The sequence below is a fragment of the Asaia platycodi JCM 25414 genome (assembly GCF_000614545.1).
Taxonomy (GTDB): Bacteria; Pseudomonadota; Alphaproteobacteria; order Acetobacterales; family Acetobacteraceae; genus Asaia; species Asaia platycodi.
The window spans coordinates 58243-82137 of record NZ_BAKW01000018.1 but is presented as its reverse complement, the minus strand read 5'-3'; the positions used below and the strand labels follow the sequence as shown (position 1 = coordinate 82137).

The 23895-nt window shown below is 60.8% G+C and carries 14 protein-coding genes and 9 pseudogenes; 11 read left to right on the top strand and 12 right to left on the bottom strand.

Annotated features, from left to right (window positions below):
* Nucleotides 1–396 (bottom strand): annotated as a pseudogene (locus JCM25414_RS12855) (hypothetical protein); the annotation flags it as partial.
* Nucleotides 397–543: 147 nt separating this feature from the next.
* On the opposite strand from JCM25414_RS12855, the gene JCM25414_RS12850 reads away from it, so the two are divergent.
* The 4 genes and pseudogenes from JCM25414_RS12850 to JCM25414_RS20210 all read left to right on the top strand — a co-directional run bounded on the left by JCM25414_RS12850 (nt 544) and on the right by JCM25414_RS20210 (nt 4624).
* Nucleotides 544–1236 carry a tetratricopeptide repeat protein gene (locus JCM25414_RS12850; protein WP_025841900.1) on the top strand — a complete coding sequence of 231 codons (693 nt, stop codon included), beginning with the start codon at nt 544–546 and terminating at the stop codon, nt 1234–1236.
* Nucleotides 1236–2626 (top strand): annotated as a pseudogene (locus JCM25414_RS20220) (outer membrane protein assembly factor BamB family protein). Before JCM25414_RS12850 ends, JCM25414_RS20220 begins: the two are co-directional and overlap by 1 nt.
* Nucleotides 2627–2629: 3 nt before the next feature.
* Nucleotides 2630–4035 (top strand): annotated as a pseudogene (der, locus tag JCM25414_RS20215) (ribosome biogenesis GTPase Der).
* Between the two features lie 97 nt (nt 4036–4132).
* A complete protein-coding gene (locus JCM25414_RS20210; protein WP_199897638.1) occupies nt 4133–4624 on the top strand; it encodes a cysteine hydrolase family protein in 492 nt (163 codons plus the stop codon).
* Nucleotides 4625–4662: 38 nt separating this feature from the next.
* Here the strand turns inward: JCM25414_RS20210 and JCM25414_RS20205 are convergent, their stop codons facing one another.
* Nucleotides 4663–5460: a YitT family protein gene (locus JCM25414_RS20205; RefSeq protein ID WP_242403571.1), complete on the bottom strand. Its 798-nt coding sequence runs from the start codon at nt 5458–5460 to the stop codon at nt 4663–4665.
* A gap of 302 nt (nt 5461–5762) precedes the next feature.
* Here JCM25414_RS20205 and JCM25414_RS12825 point away from each other — a divergent pair, with 302 nt between their 5' ends.
* Nucleotides 5763–6698, top strand: coding sequence for a LysR family transcriptional regulator (locus JCM25414_RS12825; protein WP_025841898.1), 936 nt, complete (start codon nt 5763–5765; stop codon nt 6696–6698).
* Between the two features lie 7 nt (nt 6699–6705).
* Here JCM25414_RS12825 and JCM25414_RS20200 read toward each other — a convergent pair.
* Nucleotides 6706–8045: pseudogene (locus JCM25414_RS20200) on the bottom strand (GntT/GntP/DsdX family permease).
* Between the two features lie 310 nt (nt 8046–8355).
* Here JCM25414_RS20200 and JCM25414_RS20195 point away from each other — a divergent pair.
* Nucleotides 8356–9103 (top strand): annotated as a pseudogene (locus JCM25414_RS20195) (dienelactone hydrolase family protein).
* Nucleotides 9104–9106: 3 nt separating this feature from the next.
* A complete protein-coding gene (locus JCM25414_RS20190; RefSeq protein WP_081775932.1) occupies nt 9107–10405 on the top strand; it encodes an MFS transporter in 1299 nt (432 codons plus the stop codon).
* A gap of 464 nt (nt 10406–10869) precedes the next feature.
* On the opposite strand, the gene JCM25414_RS20185 is transcribed toward JCM25414_RS20190, so the two are convergent.
* Nucleotides 10870–11463 (bottom strand): class I SAM-dependent methyltransferase, encoded by a 594-nt coding sequence (locus JCM25414_RS20185; RefSeq protein WP_369346074.1) that lies wholly within the window; start codon nt 11461–11463, stop codon nt 10870–10872.
* Nucleotides 11426–12345: pseudogene (ubiA, locus tag JCM25414_RS20180) on the bottom strand (4-hydroxybenzoate octaprenyltransferase). Before ubiA ends, JCM25414_RS20185 begins: the two are co-directional and overlap by 38 nt.
* Nucleotides 12346–12420: 75 nt before the next feature.
* On the opposite strand from ubiA, the gene JCM25414_RS12790 reads away from it, so the two are divergent.
* The 3 genes and pseudogenes from JCM25414_RS12790 to JCM25414_RS20170 all read left to right on the top strand — a co-directional run bounded on the left by JCM25414_RS12790 (nt 12421) and on the right by JCM25414_RS20170 (nt 15206).
* Entirely contained in the window at nt 12421–13137 is a 717-nt protein-coding gene (locus JCM25414_RS12790) for a 16S rRNA (uracil(1498)-N(3))-methyltransferase (protein WP_025841897.1), read from the top strand.
* Nucleotides 13138–13192: 55 nt separating this feature from the next.
* Nucleotides 13193–14574, top strand: a pseudogene (locus JCM25414_RS20175) (glutamate--cysteine ligase).
* A gap of 113 nt (nt 14575–14687) precedes the next feature.
* Nucleotides 14688–15206, top strand: coding sequence for a LolA family protein (locus tag JCM25414_RS20170; RefSeq protein WP_242403570.1), 519 nt, complete (start codon nt 14688–14690; stop codon nt 15204–15206).
* A gap of 33 nt (nt 15207–15239) precedes the next feature.
* On the opposite strand, the pseudogene rsmI reads toward JCM25414_RS20170, so the two are convergent.
* A pseudogene (gene rsmI / locus JCM25414_RS20165) lies at nt 15240–16066 on the bottom strand (16S rRNA (cytidine(1402)-2'-O)-methyltransferase).
* A gap of 99 nt (nt 16067–16165) precedes the next feature.
* Between rsmI and JCM25414_RS20160 the strand changes: the two are divergent.
* Complete coding sequence (locus tag JCM25414_RS20160; RefSeq protein ID WP_159101770.1) at nt 16166–17497, top strand: penicillin-binding protein activator; 1332 nt, start codon at nt 16166–16168, stop codon at nt 17495–17497.
* Between the two features lie 126 nt (nt 17498–17623).
* On the opposite strand, the gene JCM25414_RS12765 is transcribed toward JCM25414_RS20160, so the two are convergent.
* The 6 genes and pseudogenes from JCM25414_RS12765 to pdxH all read right to left on the bottom strand — a co-directional run bounded on the left by JCM25414_RS12765 (nt 17624) and on the right by pdxH (nt 23798).
* The gene (locus JCM25414_RS12765; RefSeq protein ID WP_025841896.1) at nt 17624–17995 is read right to left on the bottom strand and encodes a hypothetical protein; all 372 of its coding nucleotides are present in this window, start codon (nt 17993–17995) and stop codon (nt 17624–17626) included.
* Between the two features lie 289 nt (nt 17996–18284).
* Nucleotides 18285–19207, bottom strand: a pseudogene (locus tag JCM25414_RS20155) (LpxL/LpxP family acyltransferase).
* 9 nt (nt 19208–19216) lie between these two features.
* Nucleotides 19217–20203: a tetraacyldisaccharide 4'-kinase gene (lpxK, locus tag JCM25414_RS12755; RefSeq protein ID WP_408734892.1), complete on the bottom strand. Its 987-nt coding sequence runs from the start codon at nt 20201–20203 to the stop codon at nt 19217–19219.
* Nucleotides 20200–22134, bottom strand: coding sequence for a glycosyltransferase N-terminal domain-containing protein (locus JCM25414_RS12750; protein WP_159101769.1), 1935 nt, complete (start codon nt 22132–22134; stop codon nt 20200–20202). Before JCM25414_RS12750 ends, lpxK begins: the two co-directional genes overlap by 4 nt.
* Nucleotides 22135–22225: 91 nt before the next feature.
* A complete protein-coding gene (locus JCM25414_RS12745) occupies nt 22226–23113 on the bottom strand; it encodes a universal stress protein (protein WP_025841893.1) in 888 nt (295 codons plus the stop codon).
* A 73-nt stretch (nt 23114–23186) separates the two neighbouring features.
* Complete coding sequence (pdxH, locus tag JCM25414_RS12740; RefSeq protein ID WP_025841892.1) at nt 23187–23798, bottom strand: pyridoxamine 5'-phosphate oxidase; 612 nt, start codon at nt 23796–23798, stop codon at nt 23187–23189.
* Nucleotides 23799–23895: the final 97 nt, after the last annotated feature.

Below are 23895 nucleotides of genomic sequence, written 5' to 3'. Positions count from 1 at the left end.
GAGATGCCCGGCATCGCGGTTCTGACGGGCAACCGGTGCCCATCCGGCCTTGAAATCGGAATCGACAAAAGTCAGGCGATGGGTCAGGTCGTCTTCGTCCCTGTCGCAACGCCCGAGAACGCAGGCGACCAGCGAGGCCTTGAAGCTGCTGCACATCAAAAACCGTTCCTCCCCGCGCCATGAAAGGGCAGTACCGGTTTCGGGGCAGAAGAGATGGGCGCCGATACGGCCCCCTGAGTCCTTCTCGAAGCGACGGGCGATTTCGGCAAGTGCGTCATGCTGTGTGGCCTGAGTGGCCGCGTCGACTGCAAAGACGCTGCGGGTGGTGATCCCGATCAGGGGAAGGCTGAGGAGAAAGCTCCGTCTTGCCATCATCATATCGGGCGCTGGTCGCATTGGATGGGGCTCTCCTGTGACAAAGGGTCTGTGTAACGGCCGGTTATGGCCGAAGTTTGACCGATGCGACACCAGAATGACAAAGCGATTTGCCGCATTGTCGCAGCGTCTGTATGCTCGTCGCGATAGTGTCGCAAGAGGATCACGGTGGCAGACGAGTTTTTCAGTCAGGCCCAGGCGGAAATGCGTGCAGCTGAGCTGCGTGCAACCGCCCGGCGTTTCGGAGGTGTAGCGATCGGTGCGGCACTGATCGCGTTGATTGGCGTGGGTGGATGGCAGTGGCAGATCCATCGTCATCACCAGGCTCAGGCAGTGGCCTCGGGGCGCTACTTCACGGCGATCGAGGCGCTTCAGGCACCCCAGCCTGATGCTACCCTGCGCGCGCAATCCGAAAAAGAGAATCAGGCGGTTCTTGCCGATCTCGCTTCGAGCGCGCCGGGCGCGACACGCAGTTTCTCAGCCATCAGACTCGCCCAGCTCCTTGCGCAGAAGGGCGACATGGCCGGAGCCAGAAAGACGTGGCAGGGCGTGATCGACACGCAGGATGTCAACGCGTCTCTGAAGGCGCTGGCCCGCCTCCTTTTGCTGAACAGCCATATCAACGATGCCGACGTGACCGAGACGCGCAAGCAGCTCGAGCTCCTCGCAGCCAATTCGGGGCCCTGGCGTGCTTTCGCACAGGAAAGCCTTGTCGCGCTCGATCTGCGCGCCGATGCGACACCCAAACAGCGTGACGAGGCCCATAGTCTTTTGCTGGGCCTCGCCCAGTCTCCCGATGCGCCTGACGGAGTCAGACAGCGCGCTTCCATTCTTTTGCAAACCTTCGGCGGAGCCGGCTGATGCCTATCGAGAACAACAACCCGTTGCGTCAGCCAGGCCGCCGCTTTTTTCTTGGCTCGGCTTTGGCAGGCACAGCCCTGCTTTCTGGCTGCGGCATTTTCAAGGACGACCCCAAGCCCATTCTTGCAGGCAAGCGTTACGACGTTCTGTCTACCGGCGCCGGTCTGGTGATTGATGAAGAAGATCATACGCCCATCGTTCTGCCGCCGGTTCAGGCTGTTTCTGCCTATCCCGTTGTGGGGCGCGTGCCTGATCATCTCGCGGTCAACACGAACTGGGCCGGGCCGAATCTCGCCTGGTCGCGTTCGATCGGTCATGGTGTGTCCGAACCCGCCTTCCTGCATTTTGCCGCGCTCGGTCCGAACGGACGCGGCGCGATCCAGTCGCCGCCAGTCATCGACGCGGGCCGCATCTATACGCGCGATGGCGTCGGCACTGTGCGGGCATGGACCTGGCCTGCGATGAGCCCGCTCTGGACGTTCATTCCCAAGGGAAAGAAGTCGCGCTCCAGCGATATCGGTGGCGGCATGGGCGTGTCGGGTGACACGCTCTACATTGTCGATGGCGTCGGACAGGTGATCGCAGTCGTTGCCGAGACCGGCAAGGTGAAGTGGCGCGCCGAGACGGTGGTGCCGGGTCGCTCCGCGCGACTATCGTCGATGGACGCGTCTTCTTCGGGACGATCGACGAGCGTCTTTTTGCGCTCAATGCCGAGACGGGTGAGCAGATCTGGACCTATCAGGCCACCGAAGCTGACACCGTCATTTTCGGTCAGGCTGCCCCTGCCGTCGCCAATGGCGTTGTCGTGGCCGGGTTCGGCAGTGGCGACCTCGTGGCGCTGCGTGCCGAATCGGGCGAACTGGTTTGGAGTGACTCGCTTGGCGGTTCGAACGGTCGTGGCGCCATGCTCGATCTGGCCTGTGTCCGCGGGGCGCCGGTCATCAAGGATGGCACGGCCTATGCGATCTCGCTTTCAAAGGTGCTGGTCGCCATCGACATGCGCTCGGGTCGTCGTCTGTGGGAGCGCGAAGCAAGCGGTCAGAATACGCCGCTGATTGTAGGTGACTGGCTCTACGTCATTTCATCCGATCAGCAGCTAGCCTGCCTTGATCGTCTGTCAGGCCATGTGCGCTGGATCCATGATCTGCGTCGCTTCAAGAACGAGACCAAGCAGAAATACGCCGTGACCTGGCTTGGGCCCGTCATGGGCGATGGCAAGCTGGTTTGCGTCTCATCGCTCGAAGAGACCGGGTTGCAGGTCATTGACGCCGTGACCGGCAAGGCTGATGCCCCTCTCAAGACCAAGCTGCCTGCGCTGGTCGAACCCATCATCTGTGACGGCAAGGTTCTTGTGCTGTCTACGGATGGCAATCTGAACGCATATGGTTGATCAGTGACTGACTCTCTTTCTCTTCCGCTCGTCGTTATTGCCGGGCGTCCCAATGTCGGTAAATCGACTCTCTTCAACCGGCTGGTAGGGCGTCGTCAGGCCATCGTGTCTGACATGCCGGGCGTAACGCGCGATCGCAAGGAAGGAGAGGCGCTCCTTCGCGGGCGCAAGGTCCGTCTGATCGATACCGCAGGTCTCGAAGAGGCCGCGCCGGATACGCTTTACGGACGTATGCGGGCCTCGTCCGAATCTGCCGTGGCGCAGGCCGATCTAGTACTGTTCTGCATCGATGCGCGAGCCGGTGTTACGCCTGCCGACAAGCATTTCGCGGCCTGGCTGCGCAAGCAGAACAAGCCGGTTCTGCTCGTTGCGAACAAGGCCGAAGGGTCAGCAGCCACCAGTGAGGTGATCGAGTCCTATTCGCTCGGTCTCGGTACGCCGCTCGCACTCTCGGCCGAGCATGGTGAAGGCATTGCCCATCTCATGGGTGAGATCGCCGACCGTCTGCCCGAGGGCGAACGCGTGCGCGCCAAGACACGTTCGCGCTCGAAGCCGGTGGACGACGAAACCGAAGAGCTTGAGGAGCGGCCCGCCGGACCGCTGCGTCTGGCCATTGTCGGTCGCCCCAATGCAGGCAAGTCCACATTGCTGAACTGCCTGCTCGGCGAAGAGCGGATGATTACCGGGCCCGAGCCCGGACTGACGCGTGATTCCATCTCCGTCTCCCTGCATGACGAGGTCGGGCCGATTCAGCTTGTCGATACGGCAGGGCTGCGACGCAAGGCACGGATCGAGCAGGATCTGGAACGCATGTCGGTTTCGGCGTCTATCGAGGCGCTGAAAATGGCTGAGGTCGTGGTGCTGACACTCGATTCCACACTCGGCGTGCACGAACAGGATCTTCAGATTGCGCGTCTGATCGAGCGTGAAGGCCGGGCTTGTGTGCTGGCGCTGAATAAATGGGATGCCGTTGAAGACCGTGCGGCAACCCGTCAGGCCATTGCCGACCGTATCGAAACCTCGCTGGCCCAGATGCGCGGCATACCGGTTGTGACGTTCTCTGCGCTGACTGGTGCAGGCGTGAACAAGCTGCTTCCCACGGTGCGCCGCGCGCATGAGGTGTGGAACAGTCGCGTTACGACGGGCGAGCTTAACCGCTGGTTCGAAGGCGCCCTTGAGCGTCATCAGCCGCCTTTGGTCGATGGGCGCAGACTCAAGCTGCGCTACATGACACAGGCGAAATCGCGTCCGCCGACATTCATTCTGTTCGGCACCCGCGCTGAAATGCTTCCCGATGCTATAAGCGGTACCTGGTGAATGGATTGCGTGAGACGTTCCATCTGCCGGGAACGCCGATTCGTCTGCAGCTTCGCGGCACGAAGAACCCTTATGCAGAGACCAAGTCATGAGCCAGACGGCGCTTGTCCTGATCGAATACCAGAACGATTTTCTTTCTGAGGGGGGCGCCCTGCATGAGGCGTCCGGGCTGAGCTGGCGCGTACGGATATGCTCGCGCATACCGAGGCTCTTGTGAAAGCGGCCCGCGAGAAAGGGGTCAGGATCGTCTGGGTACCGATCGAGTTTGCGCCTGGTTATCCCGAACTTTCCACCGCGCCTTATGGTATTCTGGCTGGCGTAAGGGCCACGGATGCGTTCCGCATCGGGAGCTGGGGCGCGCAGATTGTCGACAGTCTCACTCTGCATGAAGGTGACATCGTAATTGCGGGCAAGCGCGGTCTCTGCGGTTTTGCCAGCACCAATCTCGACTTTGTTCTGCGTCAGAACGGCATAACGCGCATCGCTCTGGGTGGGCTTCTGACCGATTGCTGTGTCGAATCGACAATGCGCAGTGCCTATGAGCGCGGCTATGACGTGGTGACCCTCACTGATTGCACGGCGACGCTCTCTCAGGCGCAGCAGGAAGCCGCGATTGCTTTCACGTACCCGATGTTCTCCCATCCGATGACAGCACAGGCGTTTCTCGACACCCTCTCCTGAACCGCGCAGGGCCGGGCGGCGGAACGCCTTCCGGCTTGTCAGTGTCCGATGTAACGTCCCGGTCGATGATAGACGATCAGGATACCGCTGGTTGCGGCGGCGCTTAGCAGGGATAGCAGGATCTTGTGCGTGGGCAGGAAGAGCGCCGAAATTGCCATGATGACGATGTCGATCGAAATCTGAACACGTCCTGCGTTGATGCCGCGTGTCTTTTGCAGCCATAGCGTGACGATACCGGTGCCTCCAACCCCAGCCTGATGTCGGGCGAGGCATAGAATACCTAGCCCGATGATCGTCCCTGCAAAGAGGGCAGCGAAGAACGGGTCGATTTGCGATACTGTTATGACCCTTGGCATCAAACCAGCAAAAAGGGTGACGCCGCAGCTCGCGATCATGGTCTTGAGCGCAAAGGCCGGGCTCATGGCGCGCAGCGCAAAGGCAAGAAACGGGATGTTGATGAGCGTGAACAGCATCCCTGGCGATACCGGCACGAGATAGGAGATGAGCAGGGCGATCCCGGCCATGCCGCCCGTGACCAGCCCGGCCTTGTGCAGGCAGACCAGCCCCATGACGATCAGGGAGCAGCCGATCAGAAAGGCGTAGACATCTTCGGCCAGAGTGTGACGCAGTCCCGGCGCGTATGGCGTCGTGAGTTCTTCCACCATGTCCTCTGTGATGGCGAAATCAGGTGCTGTGACGTCATGGGAGGCAGGGCAGGGGCTTTCTACGAGGGAAGAGGTCATGGGCGAGGTCGATCCGGTTTGAAACTGGCTGGCGAAAATCTCGTCGCTCGTGGCCTGTGAAAATGATGCGTCGCGGCGTCTCGAGGTAGTCATGCAGATCGAACCGTGATCGTCCTGGGCCACTTTTGGATGGCAGGCTGGAAACAATCTTCGCTGTTCCCGCAAGGTTTGACGAAGCTGGCTGTCGAGTCCGACCATTCTGCGCCCGGTGAACCAGGTGAGAGTATCTTGACCCCCTGTGCGGTCGAAGAGATTTCGGCGTCTATACGGTGACGGCGTGTCCTGACGACTGGCCTCCCACCGGGAATCCCGCACCGTTCGGTCAGAGAGGTTCTACCGACATCCAGACCCATAAGATAATATGATCTTCAAATGGCGAAGATAGGCAAACGACTATGATCTCACCACAGATCACCTTTCGTGAACTGAATCACTTCCTTACCGTCGTCTGTCAGGGTGGGTTCGTGAAGGCGAGCGAGGCACTGCATATCAGCCAGCCCTCCATCAGCCAGAGTATCCAGACGCTTGAAGCAAAGCTCGGGGCACGACTGATCATCCGTAGCAGGAAGGGGGTGATCCTGACGGAGAAGGGGGAGATCTTTCGGCGCTATGCTGAGCGCACGCTCCGGGAGGAGATTGCGCTGCGCGAGACGCTTTCCGCCGACAGGGAGAGCCTCGAAGGGCCCTTGCGCGTGACCGTGCCACCGGCCATTTCCTCAATCTGTTTTCCGGACATCATCGAGAGCTTTTGCAGCCAGTATCCCGGCGTGATGCTGGAAATCGACGAATGCCCGTCGGACCGGCTGATTCCGAGGTTGCGCGGCGGACAGACCGAAATCGCAGCGCTCATTCTGCCGATCAGCGAGAAGGATCTGCATCTCTATCCGATGGGGCGCGATCATCTCTGCCTTGTCGTCCCTGATCAACATCCCTTCGGCGCGGGCAAGAGTTGTCGTCTGGCCGATATCGTGGCCGAGCGCGTCGTGTTGCTCAGAGAGGATTTCAAGATCAACAGCTTCATCGCCCAGGCCTATGCCGAACATGGGGCTGTGCCGAGAACCGCTGGCCGCACAGGCGACATCTATCTGCTGATGGCCATGGTACGCGCCGGGATCGGGCTGGGTATCGTGCCGTCTGCCCTGTGCCGAGGCGGGTGGATGGCAGGGCTCAAGGTCTTGCACCTGCTTTCGCCGACGATGGGCTTCGAGCTGGCTCTGGCGACGCGTCGTGATCACGTGCTGTCACGGGCGGGGGAGGCATGGCGTGCAATCTGCATAGACCACTTTACCCGGTCCATCCTCGCGGGAGAGGGGCCGGGTAGCGGTGCGTAAGGCGATCTCAGATGAACATCGAGACAAGAAGACAGAAGCCGAGGCCGAGGAATGCAATCAGCGTCTCGATAACGCACCAGGTCTTGATGGTCTGAGGCACGGTCAGTCCAAGATATTCCTTGATCTGCCAGAAGCCGGCATCGTTCATCGGACCGAAGGCGACCGATCCGGCGCCGGTCACCAGCACCATGAGTTCGGGCGACACCCCGTGGCTTTTGAGCAGGATTGGCCCGGCGATGCTCGAAGCGGTACTCATGGCGACCGTTGCCGAACCGCAGGCTACGCGCACGATCACGGCCAGAAGCCAGCCGAGCACGAGAATGGGCACGTTGAAATCGAGGCTGTGTCGGTGATGACCTTTGACACGCCGCTATCGACCAGTTCACGCCCGAAGCCGCCGCCTGCGCCGACCAGAAGCATGATGAGCGCGGTCGGGCCAAGGCACTCATTGGTGAATTTGAGAATGGTGTCACGCGAGAAGCCGCGGGCGAGACCCAGAACATAGAAGGAGAGAATGACGGCGAGCACCAGCGCGATATCGGTATTGCCGATAAAATGCAGCGCCGTGTTGAGGCCCGTTCCCGGCGACGAGACACGATCGGCGATCGAGGCGATCAGCATCAGCACGACGGGCGAGAGAATGGTGAAGACCGTGATGCCGAAGCCCGGCATGTTCTTCGGTGGTTCGCGATTGACGAATTGCTCGGCCAGCGGGTTCGCTTCCGTCAGCGGCACGCGTGGCGCGATAAATCGGGCGTAAAGCGGGCCTGCGATAATGGCAATGGGCGTGCCGATCAGAATGCCGAGAAAGATCGTGTGGCCCGTATTGGCGTGATAGGCCGAAAGCGCCAGCAACGTCGCCGGATGCGGCGGAATCATGGCGTGTGTGACAGAGAGCGCGGCGCCCATGGGCAGCGCCACACGCAGCAGTGGAGTGTCGGTGCGCGCCGCCAGCACGAAAGCGAGCGGGATCAGCAGCACGAAACCCACTTCAAAAAAGACGGGCAGGCCGATCAGCAGACCGATGATCATCATCGCCCAGTCGACGCGAGAGCGCCCGGCCCAACTCGATATGGTCAGCGCGATCCTGTCCGCGCCGCCTGACTCCGCCAGCATCTTGCCCAGCATGGTGCCGAGCGCGATCACGGTGCCGACATGGCCCAGAACATGGCCAGCGCCCTCTTCGAAGGATTTGACCACCTTGTCGGCAGGCATGCCCGCAGCGAGCGCGAGCGCGAGCGACGTCGTGAAGAGGACAATAAAGGGGTTGAGCCTGAAATAGGCGATGAGAACGACGATCGCGAGGATCGCAGCGGAGGCAAGGGAGATGGCAAATAGCGCAGACATGGCGTGATCTCGGGACCGGAAACGGATTTCTGTCAACGTGTTGCGACGGATCGGATGTTCACATATTGGGCAGGAATCTTACAAGCCGCGTCAGGGCTGATCTTGCACCGGAAAAAATCTGGATCGATCCAACGTCGTCATCGATCATGAAACGAGTCGCAACACCGCGAAGGCATGGCGCCCCGGCGTGAACCGGATTATGCACGAGGATCATTTCGCCTCTGGCGCCGCCTCATGCTTTCCTTCGATCGGGTGAGTTTTCTCTCCCTGAAGGGGCCGAAGGCGCCCAGACCGAGCAGGGAGATCTGGCATGCTGATTCGCAGCGACGAGAAAGCGGATATCGACACCCCGACCGGCAAGATGCGCGTGCATCTTTTTCGCCCGACGAAAGCGGGGCGCTTTCCGGCCATTCTGCTGTTTTCCGAAATCTATCAGGTAACCGCACCGATCGAGCGTCTGGCAGCCATGATTGCCGGTCAGGGCTATATGGTGGCCGTGCCCGAAGTCTATCACGAATATGAGGCGGCAGGCTGCGTTCTGGCTTATGACAAGCCCGGCACGGATCGTGGCAACGAGCTGAAATACACGAAGCCGGTCGGGCAGTTCGACAGCGACAATGTCGCGCTGATCGACTGGTTGCGCAGCCATGAGGCGTGCAGCGGTCGCTTCGGGGCTTTCGGTGTCTGTCTGGGCGGGCATCTGGCTTTTCGTGCGGCGCTCAACCCTGCCATCGAGCGACGGGCTGCTTCTACGCGACCGATCTGCATACAGGCATGCTGGGCGGTGAGCGTCATGACGGCACGCTGGCCCGTGCTGCCGAGATCAAGGGTGAGATCATGATGGTCTGGGGTCGTCACGACCCGCATGTGCCCTATGAAGCCGTCGTCAGATCCGCGACGCGCTGGAGCAGGCTGAAGTGGCGCTCGAGTGGCACGAAGTCGATGGCCAGCACGCTTTTCTGCGCGACGGTGCCCCGCGCTTTGACGCCGCTCTGTTTCTACAGGGCATGAACTGGACCAATGCGTTGTTCCAGCGCGTCTTCATGGCGCAGCCCTGAGCGATGGCCACGGTGCAGCACGGTGAAGGGCTCTATGGCTGGGAGCGCGCCAAGGCGATGCTCGCCGTGGCGCTGGCCGTGCTGCTATCGGTTCTCGATTATGCCGTAGCCAATGTCGCGTTACCCAGCATTGCGCATGATCTGCACATCGCCTCGTCGCAGTCGATCTGGGTGATCAACGCCTATCAGCTTGCCTCGCTGTCTATGCTTCTGCCACTGGCCTCTATCGGCGCGCGCATCGGCTTTGCGCGCATGTGCAGGGTAGGGATCGCAATTTTTCTGGTCGCATCCGTTCTCTGCGCGCTGTCGCACAGCCTGCTCGAACTGGCTCTGGCTCGCGCCTTGCAGGGCGTGGGCGGCGCCAGCATCATGAGCGTGGCCATTGCGCTCATCCGGTTTATTTATCCCAGGGAAGCGCTCGGCAAAGGGCTTGCCCTGAACGGTCTCATCATCGGCACCGGGGTGGCGCTCGGCCCGACTGTGGGTTCGCTCGTCATGTCGGTGGCTGACTGGCCGTGGATCTTCTGGATCAATGTGCCACTCGGGCTGTTCGCACTCGGCATGGCCAGTTTCGCCCTGCCGGTCACGCCACGGTCCGAGCGGGCTGTCGATCTTGCCGCGATCTGTCTGACGGTCGCGGCCTTTACCTTTTCGGTTATCGGTATCGACGATTTCGTGCATGGCGGGTTGTTCAGCGCCCTGGCGCTATCGGGCGTCGGTATTGCCTGCTGGATTGCCCTGCTACGGCATCAGCGCGGCAGCAGTGAGCCGGTCGTGCCGGTCGATCTGCTGGGTGTGCCATCCTTCCTGATCGCGTTTATCGTGGGAATGATCGGCTTCGTCGCCTCCAATTTTTTCATCATCGCCATGCCTTTCACGCTCGAGACGGTGTTCCATCGACCGGTGACCGTGACGGGATTCCTGATCGCACCCTGGGCTATCGGTGTTGCCAGCATGTCGTTCCTGATTGGTCGCTGGACCGACAGGATCCCGGCAGCGCAGCTTTCCAGCCTTGGGCTCGCCATTACCGGCTGCGGTTTTGCTTTACTCTGGATGTTGCCGAGCGGTGCCTCCAGCCTGGATATCATCTGGCGTACCTGGCTGGCGGGTTCGGGCTTCGGCATGTTCCAGCCACCAAATAACCGCGTCATGATGCTGGCAGCACCGCGTGGCCGCGAGGGGAGTGCGAGTGGCCTCGTTTCTGTCGCCCGGCTCGGAGGGCAGACACTCGGCGCGTTGCTGGTGGCAAGTGTTTTTCGCTTCAGTACGCATGCTTCCACCTCTGCCTGCTTTGCGCCATGATCATCGCCTGGCTTGGTGCCGGTTTGAGCCTCGGGCGGACGATACGGCTCGGTTCGAAGCGCTGATCGCTCAGCTGTGAGGCGTCAGCGCGTCCGCTGCCGGGTTAGGACGGACGACCGACCGGGCTCAACTGCGAGAGTCTTGGAAAGACGAAGGAAGTCACCTTTGTCGAGTGTGTCTTTGATGGACTGCCGGTTGCCGGAAAATCTTTCGTGATGAAAGATCTGGAGCCGACCTAAAGCCAGAAGGCTTATCTGCTCGCTTCTACTGGTCAGTACATTTTTTATCGGCGTTCCAGTTCAAAACAGAATCTGGGCGACCGATGAAGGAGACAGGGTCACGTTCTCCAAACTTGCAGCCAATTGAGAGAATGACCTTAGCGCGGTTGAGGCAAGATACGGCACAGTCGCGTTTCTCTGGCCGTTTTGCTTCCAGTTCCATCGTAGTCGGCAGCGTGGCTGAAATCAGGATATCGATGCCGTCCTTTGGTGCATAAGGGCGTCCCGGATCGGCCATCCAGACTTCCATATTCTGCGCACAGCGGCGTAGCCACGGATGATGCGGTCGGCCATCTGCTGATTATAGCAGACGTCACCGCAGAGCAGCAGGTCGATCTCTGGGATGGTGTCGATCTGGTCGCCGATGAGCGGGGTAACGCTCAGCCCGTTCAGTGACGCGTTGAGTTTGGCGGCGACGAGTGCGAGCGGGTCGATGTCGTTGACCAGCACATCGCTTGCGCCGGCCCTGGCGCAGGCAAGCCCGGCAAGACCGCCCCCGCAGGCAAAATCGAGCACCCGCTTGCCTCGCACGCTTTCGGGATGGTCGAGAACCCATCGTGCCAGAAGCTGGCTGCCCGGCCAGGCGAAAGCCAGAAGGGGGGCTCGATATTCAGCTCGGCGAGATGCGCTTCGGTGGCCTGCCAGATCGGGGTGATTTCCGTTGCCAGATGAAGGCGCAGTTCCGGCACGAGAGGCGCCGTCTCGATAGCGGTCTGGCTGGCGATGAAAGCAGCTGGGTCTTTCATGTAAATTCGCGCCCGAGAATGAGGGCGAGGGCAAGAATGAGTCCGAAAGGCACGTTCTGACGAAACAGCTTCAGGCAGAGCGCGGGGTTGTGAATGTCAAGCCGCGTGACCTGCTTCAGCAGGATGAGACAGGCAAGAGCCGCAATCGGCCAGGCGAGCCAGTGCAGATGATCCAGAGCCATTGCTGCAGCGAAAAGCAGGATCGCGCCTCCATAGCAGCTTGCGATGAAGCCCCGGGCTCTGGAAGCCCACAGACGCGAGGTGGAGCGTACGCCGATACGGGCATCGTCATCCATGTCCTGAAACCCATAGATCGTGTCAAAGCCAAGCTGCCACACGATCGTACCCGCATAGAGCAGGGCGCAGACCCAATCGACCGACCTGCACTGGCAGCATAGCCCATGGGGGCGCCGAATCCGAAGGTGAACCCCATGACGAGTTGCGGCCACCATGTGACGCGCTTGGCCGCCGGGTAGAGCCCCACCAGAAGCAAGGCCAATGGCGCCAGCGCCCAGCAGATGGGCGGCAACTGAAAAAGTATCAGGGCGCCGATCATCAACAGGGTAGCCAGAAGGGCGAGCGCCTGTCTGACCGATAGACGCCCACTCGCCAGCGGGCGCCCTGCCGTGCGGGCAACCTGCGCGTCGATCTTGCGATCCCAGATATCGTTCACCACACAACCTGCCGAGCGCATGGCCAGCGAGCCTATCGCGAAAAGCAGGATCAGCATTGCCCGCCGCAGCGGCGTCGCGCCCTGGGCCAGTTCGATGCCCCAGATGCCGGGCAGGAGCAGCAGCCAGGTGCCGACAGGGCGGTCCAGACGCGCCAGCAGCACATAGGGTCGTATCCCTTCGGGCAAACGGGCAACCCAGCCATGAGCGCGTATATCGGTATGGGCTGCAGCCTGGCGCATCATGCGGGTCTCCGTGTCGTCATGACGGTTCATTGCGTCTATGAAGGTCGGACGTCAATCACACATCAAGAGGGTCTCATGCAGGACGCGCCCCGGCTTTATCTCGATCTGCCTTTTCCCCAACAGGGCGAGGGGGTCGCGCTCGATGCCGATCAGATGCGCTATCTGGCCACGGTGCTGCGCTTGCAAAATGGCGATATCCTGCATGTCTTCAATGAAGTTGCGGGAGAATGGGAAGCGCGTCTGGAAATCCAGCGCAAGGACAGGGGGCTGGCGATGCTCGTCGCTCCGGTCAGGACTCCCGAGAAAGCCGTCGGGCCAGTGCTGGTTTTCGCCCCGCTCAAGCGCGACGCGACCGATCTCGTTCTGCGTATGGGAACGGAGATGGGCGTGACGCGATTCTGTCCCGTCATCACCGAGCGGACCAATACCCACAGGATCAATGCCGGGCGTTTTCGCGCCATCGCCATAGAGGCTGCAGAGCAGTGCGAGCGCCTCGATATTCCCCGGATCGATCCGCTCAGGCCCTTGCCGCAGCTTCTGAGCGAGTGGCAGGGCGACCGTCCCCTCTTTGCCGCGCTGGAACGACATGAGTGTGCGAACGTTTCGGCGGTGCCGGAGGATCATGCGCTTCTCATTGGTCCGGAAGGCGGTTTTTCAGAAACAGAGCGCCGCTTGTTGAGTAAGCATGAGGCGATTATTCCGATTTCTCTCGGAAAACGCATTCTCCGGGCCGATACGGCAGTTGTTGCAGGTCTTGCCCAGTTGGCGTTTCGCACTTCACAGTCCATATAGGACGAAACTCGACAGTTTCTTTTTCCAGAAATCCCCTGAGGCTCCAGTAACGCCCATGTCCAATCCAGGTGACCTGAACGACACGCCCATCGAGAGCAAGGCACAGCTCATTACGCTTCTCGCCGATGGTGCGAAGCCGCAAGCCTCCTGGCGTATCGGCACCGAGCACGAGAAATTCGGTTTTGTTCTGCCTGACGATCGATCCGGGCGTGAGGCCTACAGCCCGCCCGCCTACGCACCTGACGGCATCGAAGCGCTGTTGCATGGCTTCAGGGGCGATGGGAGCACCTGGGAGTCGATCGAGGACCACGGCAAGCTTATCGGCCTGAAGGGGCAGGGCGCTCACAAGGGGGAGTCAGTCTCTCTGGAACCGGCAGGTCAGTTCGAGCTTTCGGGGCGTCCGACAGCCGATCTGCACGAAACCAAAGCCGAAATGGACGGGCATTTTGCCGATCTGCGCGCACCTGCCAGGCACTTGGGCTTGGTTTTGCACCGCTCGGCTTTCAGCCTCTCTGGTCGCGTGATGCCATGCCGATCATGCCCAAGAGCCGTTACGCCATCATGCGTCGCTACATGCCCAAGGTGGGTACGCTCGGCCTCGACATGATGACCCGCACCTGCACGGTTCAGGTCAATCTCGATTTCGGCTCGGAAGCCGATATGGCGCGCAAGATGCGTGTCTCGCTGGCGCTCCAGCCTCTCGCCACCGCCCTGTTTGCGAATTCGCCCTTTTATGAGGGCAAACCCAACGGGCTGCTGTCGAACCGTGCCCATGTCTGGACCGATACCGATAATGCGCGCTCAGGGATGCCCGCCTGCTGTTTCGAAGACGGTTTCGGCTTCGAGCAGTATGTCGACTGGGTGCTTGATGTGCCGATGTATTTCGTCATGCGTGACGGCGAGATTCGCGATGTGGCCGGGGCATCTTTTCGTGACTGGCTTGCGGGCGAGGCGCAGCCGGCTCTGGCCGGATTGACGCCGACCATGGGCGATTTCGAAGACCATCTCACCACGGCCTTCCCTGATGTCAGGCTAAAGCAGTTCCTTGAAATGCGCGGTGCCGATGCAGGCAGCCCGGCCATGATGGTGGCACAGTCCGCGCTCTGGGTAGGGCTGCTCTACGACCCGGCGACGCTCGTCGCGGCGGAGTCGCTCGTACGTGAGCAGGGTTGGGAAAGCTATCGTGCCCTGCGCGAAGCCGTGCCCGAAAAAGGTATGGATGCGGCCTTCCCAGGTGGCCTGCGCTCTCTCGCGAAACGCGTGATCGCTCTGGCCGAGCAGGGGCTGCGTGCGCGCAAGCTCGGCGAGGAACAGTATCTGGACCCGCTCAAGGCCATTGCCGATGGCGCCGGAACCCAGGCCGAACATTGGCTCGAACGCTATCATGGAGACTGGCAGGGCGATGTCCGGTTTATTTTCAACGAAGCTGCTATCTGACGGATCGGTTATGACATTGCGTTCTGCCTGCCTGCTTACCGGTCTGGCCGGTCTCTTTCTCAGTCCGGTCCCCGTTATGGCGCAGGCAACGCCCGCTGTGCTGCGACCCGCCGATGCAGCTGGATCGCCCGTGTTCAGGACGCGCTCAACGGTATTCACGCCATCAAGCGCGTTTTCAGCAGATCGCGCCCGATGGTGAGCGGACGACGGGCACCGCCTGGCTGGATCGTCCGGGGCGCATGCGCTTCGATTACGACAAGCCTAGCCCGCTTCTGCTCATCGCCAATCAGGGCCAGATCGTCTATCAGGATCGCGAACTGGGTCAGGTCACGACCTTGCCGCTCGATCGAACCCCACTCGGGCTTCTTTTGCGCCCGGATCTGCGTCTTTCAGGCGATGTGACCGTCACCGGTTTCCAGCACGACAAGGGGCTTGTGCAGGTTACGCTCGTACGCACGGCAACGCCTTCAGAGGGAAGTCTGACGCTCATTTTCGCAGATACGCCTCTGACGTTGAAATCATGGGTCGTGAAGGATGCGCAGGGGCGCGAGACGCAGATCGATCTCTTCAATGTGGCGTCCAATCCTAGCCTGTCTGAATCGCTTTTCGCGCTTCCAAAAGAGCAGGATTGATCACGCAGGTCTCGGCTCACGCCGGGCGACGACTTATTCCTTCCCTAACTCGAGGGCGCGAGCATAGACGACGCGCTTGGGCAGGTTGATTGCGCCGGCAACGAGGGCTGCGGCGTCCTTGACGGAATGGGTTTTCAGCGCTGAGCGCAGGCGTGAATCGAGATCTTCCTCTGATGGGGCGGTATCGCCTTCGGAAGGCCCAACCAGAATGGTGATTTCGCCACGCGGTGCCGTCTGGGTGAAATGGGCCTGGAGTTCGGTCAGCGTGCCGCGCCTGACTTCCTCAAAACGCTTGGTGAGTTCGCGTGCGACTGCGGCCTGGCGGTCGGCACCGAACACGACGATCAGATCCTCTATCATGTCCAGCAGCCGGTGGGGCGCTCATACCAGATGAGGGTCGCGCTGAATCCTGCCTGCTCTGCGGCGCGCAGTACCGCAAACTGGCTGCGTCGCGCTGAAGACCGCGCAGCGGCGAAACCGCTGAAAAGATAGGGGTGAGGTGGCAGGCCCGATAGCGTAAGCGCGAGCGTTGCCGCATTCGGGCCGGGTACCGCGCCTACATTAAACCCTTCGGCAATGGCTGCACGGGCCAGGCGGAAGCCGGGATCGGATACCAGAGGCGTTCCGGCATCGGAAACCAGCGCCATTTTCGCGCCCGATTGCAGGCGGTTCAGCAGGCCGGGAATGCGCCCTTCTTCGTTATGATCATGAAGAATTTGTGTCGGTGTGGAAACATTATAGGTCTTGAGCAGTTTCGCTGTTACCCGCGTATCTTCGCAGAGGATCACGTCGGCTGCGTTCAGCGTGGCGATGGCGCGGGCGCTGATATCGCCCAGATTGCCGATGGGCGTTGCGACCAATGTGAGGCTGCCTGCCGCAAGGGTCGCAGAACTGGAGGAAGTGTCATAAGCATGCTGCGGACCATCAAGTCGAATCGTCAACAGGAGTATGGGTGCAAGATGGTAAGTCGGACATTCGGTCCCCGTCAGCGCGTGGTTTCCTTCACATCGCTCAGGTCGGCCTCTGCATGCAAGGTTTGCGCACTGGCCGGTGTCGCGCTGCTCGCCCTGAATGCCTGTAGCGGGCCAGAGACGGCCCCTCCCATCAGTGCGCCCTCTGGCGCGGCTAAGCAGGATACGAACAAGAAGATCGGTCTGCTGCTGCCGCTCACAGGGCGTTTCGGCAAGCTTGGCCAGCAGATGGCCAATGCCGCTCATATCGCTGTGCCCGAAGGTCATGGTGTGACCCTCGATATTCGCGATACCGACGCGCAGGGGCAGACGGCTGAAGGCGCTGCCCGCGCGGCGATCGATCAGGGCGATATGGTCGTTCTGGGTCCGCTGACGGCGCCACAGACGGCAGCCGTGGCCTCTGTTACGCAGCCCGCGAATATTCCCGAATTTGCCTATACCAGCGATCAGGCGCAGGCCAAGCCGGGTGTGTGGGTCATGGGCGTGACGGTCGAGCAGCAGATCGGGCGTCTCGTCGATGCCGCAGCGCAGGAGGGCCGCAAGACCTTCGCCGCTTTCCTTCCCGATAATGCGCTCGGTCATGCGCTCGGTGACGCTCTTCTCAAAGCCTGCTCGGCAAAGGGACTGGCCGCACCGCAGATCGTCTTTCACACCGATGCACCCGATTCGATCACGAGCGGCCTGAAGACGCTCGCCAATTTGCAGTTCCGTCAGGGGCAGGTGACGCAGCAGGCTAACGCTGCAAAGCAGGAAGAGCCTAACGCGGTCAATCCGCTCGGTGCGGCAGAGGCTCCTGTCTCGCCATCGACGCCAACCCGTCCGGCCGTGGCGCCTGCGACCCCTGGTGGGGCACCCCCTCAGGCAGCGCCGGGACCGATTGCTCTGCCACCGCCGCCCTTCGACGCACTTTTGCTCGGAGACACAGGGCTGCAACTGGCGACTGTCATCGACGGGCTCAAACAGGCTTCTGTCGATCCGCACCAGACGCGCATTCTCGGGCCAGCCCTGTGGAGTGCTTTCGCCGCAAAACTCGGGGCGTTGCAGGGCGGCTGGTTCGCGGCGCCTGATCCGTCATCGCGTACTGATTTTGTTCAGCGTTACCGCAGCCGCTACGGTTATGCACCGTCTGTACTGGCCAATGTGGCCTATGACACGGCAACCATGGCGGCCGTGCTCAGTCAGAATCCGGATGGGTTCTCTCAGAAATCGCTACTCAGGCCTGACGGATTCGCGGGCTCGGACGGCACTTTCGTGCTCCAGCCTGACGGTACGGTTGCCCGTGGCTGGCGGTGTTCGAAATCCTGCCGGGCGGTGGCGTAAAGATGGCATCTGCTGCACCGAGGAGACTGCTACGCAACGCGCTCTGACCGTGTCAGGGCCTTTAGCGCTAGTCTCTTGCACGTTTCATCGCCCCTGATCTTGATTGGGGGCGATCGCGAGAGCTGCTCAGGCTGCGGCGATGGATTTAAGTGGGAGCACGGGGCGCACCGTGTGCAGCGCGAGTTCGAGGCTGGCATAGACGCCCAGCTCATGCTCGCGGATATGGTCGATCAAGACCCAGCGCAGGCCGCGTGGCTTGATCATATAAGCAGGGTCTGCGTTCTCGCGAACCCAGATCAGGATATGGGCCACGGCTTCGTCACGTCCTTCGAAACACTCGGTTTCGATGTCGGCATCACACAGCCCCATGGCCAAACCGGCTTGCAGCCACTGCGAGAGATACTCGCGATGACGGGGCAACACATTGAAGCGCAGTGGAATCACATTGCTGAGAGGTGCTGGAGTTTCGTTCTTGGGAAACGGCAGCGTCTGGGCCATACGTTGCGTCCTCATTTCTGGTGCAGCTCTGAGGCTAGACGGCAAAAGCGCTTGGTCTCAACGTAAAATTACGCCGAACGTACATTTTTTGTCATGAGAAAGAAGGGGTGTTGCATAAAAGCAATGGTTTGTTTCGTCCGCGCGTAAATTTGGTAATCGAAACCAATACTGGACCTTTTGCCAGATTGGCTCGAATTCGAGAAAACTTACTGCATTGAAATCTATTTTTATTATCCGCGAGTGTCGTTAACAGCGCGAGTGACACTCATGGATGTGAGGTTGCTTCGGGTTAACGTGGTTTTCTCGCATAGAGTTCTTTGGGCCACCGTCTATGCAGCCAGAGCCAGCATCCGGGTATTTCCCTTATCCAGTTTTCGAGCCGATCATTCAGTTGCTGTGTCAGCGAACCAATCTCATATTGTCGGGACGCTGCTTGATCTGGCAGCAGCACCGGTCCTACCTCCAGATGGAGCCGTGCAGGGCCTAGCCGGATGATTCGCCCGGTTACGATAGGGCAGTCATACTTCACCGCGAAAGTTGCCGCAGCCGAGGCGGTCATGGCAGGCAGATTGAAAAACCGGCACTCTATGCCGTCATTCATTTTCTGGTCGCCAAGAATCCCCAGATGCCCACCTTGCGCGAGATGGCGGAGCGCAAGCCTCGCGCCTTTGGAGCCTTTTGCGAACATAGGTGCGTCGCAGCCCATGGCTTTCGAGCGCAGGCCGATAATCAGCTGTCGATCAGGGGGTTGCCCGCAGCGCGATAAAAAGAGGCAAAGGGCAGGCCATGGCGTGCCACGAGAGGAGGAAGCATCTCCCAGTTGCCGATATGACCCGAAAAAAAGATGACCGGCTTCTTCGTCGCCACCATTTCTTCAAGGATATGGGCGTTGGTGATGCTCCAGCCTGGTCCTGTTGTCGTATCCTGCCTGAGATGGGCGAGATGCGGAAATTCAGCGACAGTGCGACCGAGATTATCCCAGACATCAATGATGATTTGTGCGCGTTCAGCCGGAAGTATCTTCGGCATGGCAAGGGCTATATTGGCGTCGGCCAGGCGCGATACCGGCAGGCGAGGACCGATTTTTCGAGCCACCCAGCCACCGAGATTGGAGGCAGTGGTCGGATTGAGGCAGGAAAGTCCAGCCAGAAAAATGCGCGCCACGACATATTCGGCGCGGTGCAGCAGGGTAACGACAGGTTTCTCGCTCATCAGGCGGCTCTACACATTCGCCATCAGCAGGTCCAGCAGCCTCTCTGGCGCTCCGGGATCGGCCCAGAGCAGTTCTACATCGATCACCACTACATCGCCACGCAGCCAGTCGGGCAATTTGACCCAGTCTTTTCTTGTCGTCACCAGAGCAGCACCGGGCTGATGCGAGAGGACTGACAGGCGTCGACAATCGCGCTCACTGTAATCATGGTGATCGTCGAAGGCGATCCTGCGCATCGGGGCAGCCCCTGCATCGGCGAGCATGTCGAAAAACTTGGTCGGGCGCCCGATGCCTGCGAAAGCAATGATCTGCTTGCCCTGTAATCGCCTGATCGCAGCGGATGGGATGAGCTTTGCAGCAAGGCATGGCAGATGAGGGGGCAGGCGTGTCGCGAGCGCCGTGTCGTCGCGCCCGATCAGCACGACCGCATCCGCGCGCTCCATACCCTTGGAGGCCGGTTCACGGAGCGGTCCGGCAGGCAGAGTGCGCCCATTACCCAGACCTGTGCCGCCATCGATCGTGATCAGTCGGAGCGTCTGGCGCAGCGTGAGATTCTGCAGGCCGTCATCCATGACCAGGCAAGTGGCGCCGGCTTCAGTCGCAAGGCGCGCCGTTTCTGCCCGGTTGGCGCCGATCCAGACCGGAAATTGCTGGGCGAGCATGAATGGTTCATCGCCCACGTCACGCGCCGTGTGATTGGCGGTGTCAACACGCAACGGTCCCTGCAGCCGCCCGCCATAGCCGCGACTCAATATGTGAGGCTTTTCGCCACGCATTTCGAGGCGGCGGGCGAGGTCACGCACGAGAATGGTCTTGCCCGTGCCACCAACGCTCAGATTGCCGCAGCACAACACGGGCAGGGGGGAGATGGCAGGCGACGCGCTCAGGGCACGAAAGCGCGTCAAAGCGCTAAGGACCCAGGAAGCAGGCAGGAGGGCTTTGGCCTGCCAGCCGGGAGTCTGCTCTTTCCAGAACGCCGGAGGGCCGAATTTCAGACGCACAGCGCGTCGATCCTGTCGAGCAATGCAGCAGGTGCCGTCTCATGCGAGGCGATTGCCCCCTGTGCCCGCCGAGCCCTGTCACGCCATGTTGTCGGATTACTCACCACTGCTTCGATCCATTCAGCCAGATCCTCTTCACCTTTAATAGCCTTTACGAAGCCCTTGAGTTGCTCGAAGGCAGGGCGAAAATTGTCATGGAATGGCCCTGTCGCGAGGATGACATCGAGCCTGACAGGCTCGAAAGGGTTGTGCCCCCCACCCGGAGAAAGGAGCGAGTTGCCGATCAGAGCACAATCAGCAAGACTGTAGAACAGACCGAGTTCGCCAAGCGTATCGGCAATCCAGACATGATCTTTTTCTGATGGTTTCTGCCCTTTCGCGCGGCGCGGCGGTGCGGGGGTGATAAGGGCGGCAATCTGTCCTGAACGCACAGGATGTCTTGGCGCGATGATGGTCAAGAGGTTCGGCAGGCTACGGCGCGCCCGAGCGGCGGCGCGCAGGATGATCTCGTCCTCGCCCTCATGGGTCGAAGCAGCGAGAAAGACCGGCCTGCCAGCGATATGGGCCCGAAGCGCCTCCAGCTCTTCCTGATCGACTGCCGGAGGGGGGGCGTTCTGCTTGAGGTCGCCGAAACACATAACATCGCGCGCCCCCAGTGTTGCGAAATGGCGGGCATCTTCTTCGCTGCGTGCCGCGACAAAATCGAGGCGCTTGAAAATCGGCGGTGCGAAACGCTTCATTTTCCGCCAGCGTTGCCAGGAGCGTCTGGAAAGGCGGCCATTGAGCACGCCCACAGGGATAGCGCGGCGCGTGCAGGCCAAAATGATTCCCGGCCAGAGTTCGCTGTCAGTCAGGAGCAGGGCCGAGGGGCGCCAATGGTCAAGAAAGCGTTTGGTCCAGAGTGGCACGTCGTAAGGGATGAATTGGTGAATCAGTCTTTCTGCTACTGGCCCCGCGTGACGTTGATACGCGGCGATGATATCCGCGCCGCTGGTCGTGGCGGTGGTGACCAGAAAGCGATGAGTTGGGTGACGCGCCGCCAGCGAACCGATCAGAGGCAGGATCGAATGCGTTTCACCGACGCTCGCAGCATGAAGCCAGAGCAGTGTGCCTCCAGGGCGGACGAGCTCGCTGCGACCGCGTCTCTCAGGCAGGCGGTCGAGCCGTTCCTTGCCACGCCGCAGGCGTATCAGTGACATGGCTCGAAGTGCCGGAAGCAGGGCCATGCCCAGCGCAGCCCACAGACGATCTGCGAGGGTGGCGCGCCCTAAAGAAAGACTGTTTTCAGCTCGGGTCGAGAGAGTCTTCAGCCGTGCAGCGATTTCATCGCCCGTTACAGGATAGGTGCAGGGCGCACCGTAAAGCAGATAGCCGCGCCCGAAAGGAAGCGGCACACGCAAACGGTCCCAGCTAGGCAAGGTAAAGCCCGTGCAGGCGCCGCCGATAGGAATGAGCGGCTTGCCGGTGAGGCGCATCAAGGTTTCTGTACCAGCCTGGACTGTCTCGGCAGGTCCGCGCGGGCCGTCCGGCGTGATCATGAAAATCGCGCCGTTACGGAGCGCGATGAAGGCCTCGCGCAGCGCCCGGCTGCCGCCCTTGTTCTTGCCGTTGCGGTCGCTCGATCCTTCGATGCTGGCGATATTCCACGGGGCGATGAGGTCGCTGATGAAGCGACCGTCGCGGTTGCGGCTGATCATGACCGTGATAGGCAGGTCGGGTTTTTGCTTGTGAGCCCACCGGCACATGGTCGGCAGCATCAGCAATGTGCGGTGCCATGCCGCAGTGATACAGCCATCTGCCGGACGTTCGGGCGTTTGCAGCAGCGCGGGGAAAGATTCAGGCGCGCCTGTAATCGTCCAGCGTATCGTGCGCATCGTCAGCCCGACATAGAAGCGCGCCGCTGAGAGAAGGAAACGACCTGCCACGCGCCTCAGGTTGATGCGGTTCATTCGGCGTCTGAGAGGAAAGCGCGCATGGTGCGGCGGTAGCATGTCCGACGCGGCATGGCAAAACTGCTCAGCGGCTCATGAGTACCGTCAGTTCGGCATGTTCCAGAACATGCCGTGTGGCTCCGCCCAGAATCATCTGACGCAGGCGCGAATGCGAGTACGCCCCCATCGTGAGCATATCGGCACCGAAATCGGCGCAGGCCGCGAGAATGCCGGCGCCGATATCGCGATCGATCCCCTTGAAAACGCGAATTTCGGCATCGACACCGTGCAGCTTGAGATAGTCCTGCACCGTGTCTGCCTCGGGGCCGCGTCGATGATAATCGACGCTTGTCAGGATCTGCACCGCCTCGGCACGCCTCGCGTAAGGTATGGCGCCTCGCAGGGCAGAGGCCGCTTCTGCCGTGCCGTTCCAGGCGATACAGATGCGCTTGCCAGAACTCACAGGGGGGCTGGGCGGCGCAATGACCAGCGGGCAGCCACTGTCATACAGCACGGCGTGCAGCACCTCCGACGCACGGGCGTTATCGTTAGGGCCGAGATGCGGCATCAGTGTGATGTCCGACAGGCGGGCGCGCCAGGTGACGGCCTCATGTTCGGAGCCTGTCAGAAATTCCAGCGAAGCGCTCAGGCGTGACTGAGCAAGGGGATCGTTTTCCAGAAAACCCTGTTTGGGCTCAATGTCGTTTTCCTTGATGAAGGCGTCGAATTTCAAACGCACCTGCAACATGCGTCGATGGGCCTCGTGCTCGGCGGCTTCCATCATTTCATGGATCATCGAACTCGACAGGCCTTCACCTGTCAGGGCCGCCATCTCGTTCGGGTCGTCACCGACGAGCACGGTCGAGAGATGAGCGTTGAACGCCCGGGCATGAAGAAGCCCCACGCGCAGAACGGCATCGATATTGCCTGCGCCATTCAGCGGGACGAGGATGTTTCGGACGTCGTTGGCCATGGGAATTCTCACTTGATGGTCAGTGGCGGGAAAAAACGGATTGCTCCGAGGCAACCCGTGGAGCGTCTGGAGATCAGGGATAGAGGCGCGTCACGGCCCAGTCGTTTTCCTGTCGGGTCCAGGTGGCGCGATCATGCATGCGAAAAGGCCGGTCCTGCCAGAACTCCATCTGTTGCGGCACCAGTCTGAAGCCGGACCAGTTTGCCGGACGCACAGGCTCATCGCCTTCAAAGCGCTCGGTGACCTGCTTGATGCGGTGCTCAAACTCTGCGCGATCGGCCAGCGGGCGTGACTGATCGGAAGCGATGGCGCCGATACGCGAATTGCGACTGCGGCTGGCGAAATAACGATCGGCCTCTTCGTCACTTACCGGCTCGACCGGCCCCTCGATCCGTATCTGGCGGCGAAGCGACTTCCAATGGAACAAAAGGGCAGCATGGGGATTGGCCAAAAGCTCCGCACCCTTGCGGCTTTCAAGATTGGTATAGAACACGAAACCACGCTCATCGGCGCCCTTGAGCAGGATCATGCGGACAGAGGGAATGCCAGCGGGCGTGGCCGTTGCGATGGCCATGGCATTGGCGTCATTTGGCTCGCTGGCTTCAGCCGCTTTCATCCATTCTGCAAAGAGCATGAACGGATCTGCATCGAGCGGGATCAGGGGAAGGGTGGTTTCGTCGGGCATGACAGGGTGCCTCCTGCTTGAATTCGATCCGTCTTTGTTGCCCCCTCTAACGTGTCATCTCGAGACTTGTTTGCGCGGCGGGCATGTGCGACGTAGC

Bases quoted from the DNA above. Each gene is read 5' to 3' on its own strand.
- JCM25414_RS12825 (WP_025841898.1), top strand. From the start codon at position 5,763: ATGATCTCACCACAGATCACCTTTCGTGAACTGAATCACTTCCTTACC.
- JCM25414_RS20210 (WP_199897638.1), top strand. From the start codon at position 4,133: ATGCTCGCGCATACCGAGGCTCTTGTGAAAGCGGCCCGCGAGAAAGGG.
- JCM25414_RS12790 (WP_025841897.1), top strand. From the start codon at position 12,421: ATGCAGGACGCGCCCCGGCTTTATCTCGATCTGCCTTTTCCCCAACAG.
- JCM25414_RS20190 (WP_081775932.1), top strand. From the start codon at position 9,107: ATGGCCACGGTGCAGCACGGTGAAGGGCTCTATGGCTGGGAGCGCGCC.
- JCM25414_RS20205 (WP_242403571.1), bottom strand. From the start codon at position 5,460: ATGACTACCTCGAGACGCCGCGACGCATCATTTTCACAGGCCACGAGC.
- JCM25414_RS20160 (WP_159101770.1), top strand. From the start codon at position 16,166: ATGGTAAGTCGGACATTCGGTCCCCGTCAGCGCGTGGTTTCCTTCACA.
- JCM25414_RS12765 (WP_025841896.1), bottom strand. From the start codon at position 17,995: ATGGCCCAGACGCTGCCGTTTCCCAAGAACGAAACTCCAGCACCTCTC.
- pdxH (WP_025841892.1), bottom strand. From the start codon at position 23,798: ATGCCCGACGAAACCACCCTTCCCCTGATCCCGCTCGATGCAGATCCG.
- JCM25414_RS12745 (WP_025841893.1), bottom strand. From the start codon at position 23,113: ATGGCCAACGACGTCCGAAACATCCTCGTCCCGCTGAATGGCGCAGGC.
- JCM25414_RS20170 (WP_242403570.1), top strand. From the start codon at position 14,688: ATGCAGCTGGATCGCCCGTGTTCAGGACGCGCTCAACGGTATTCACGC.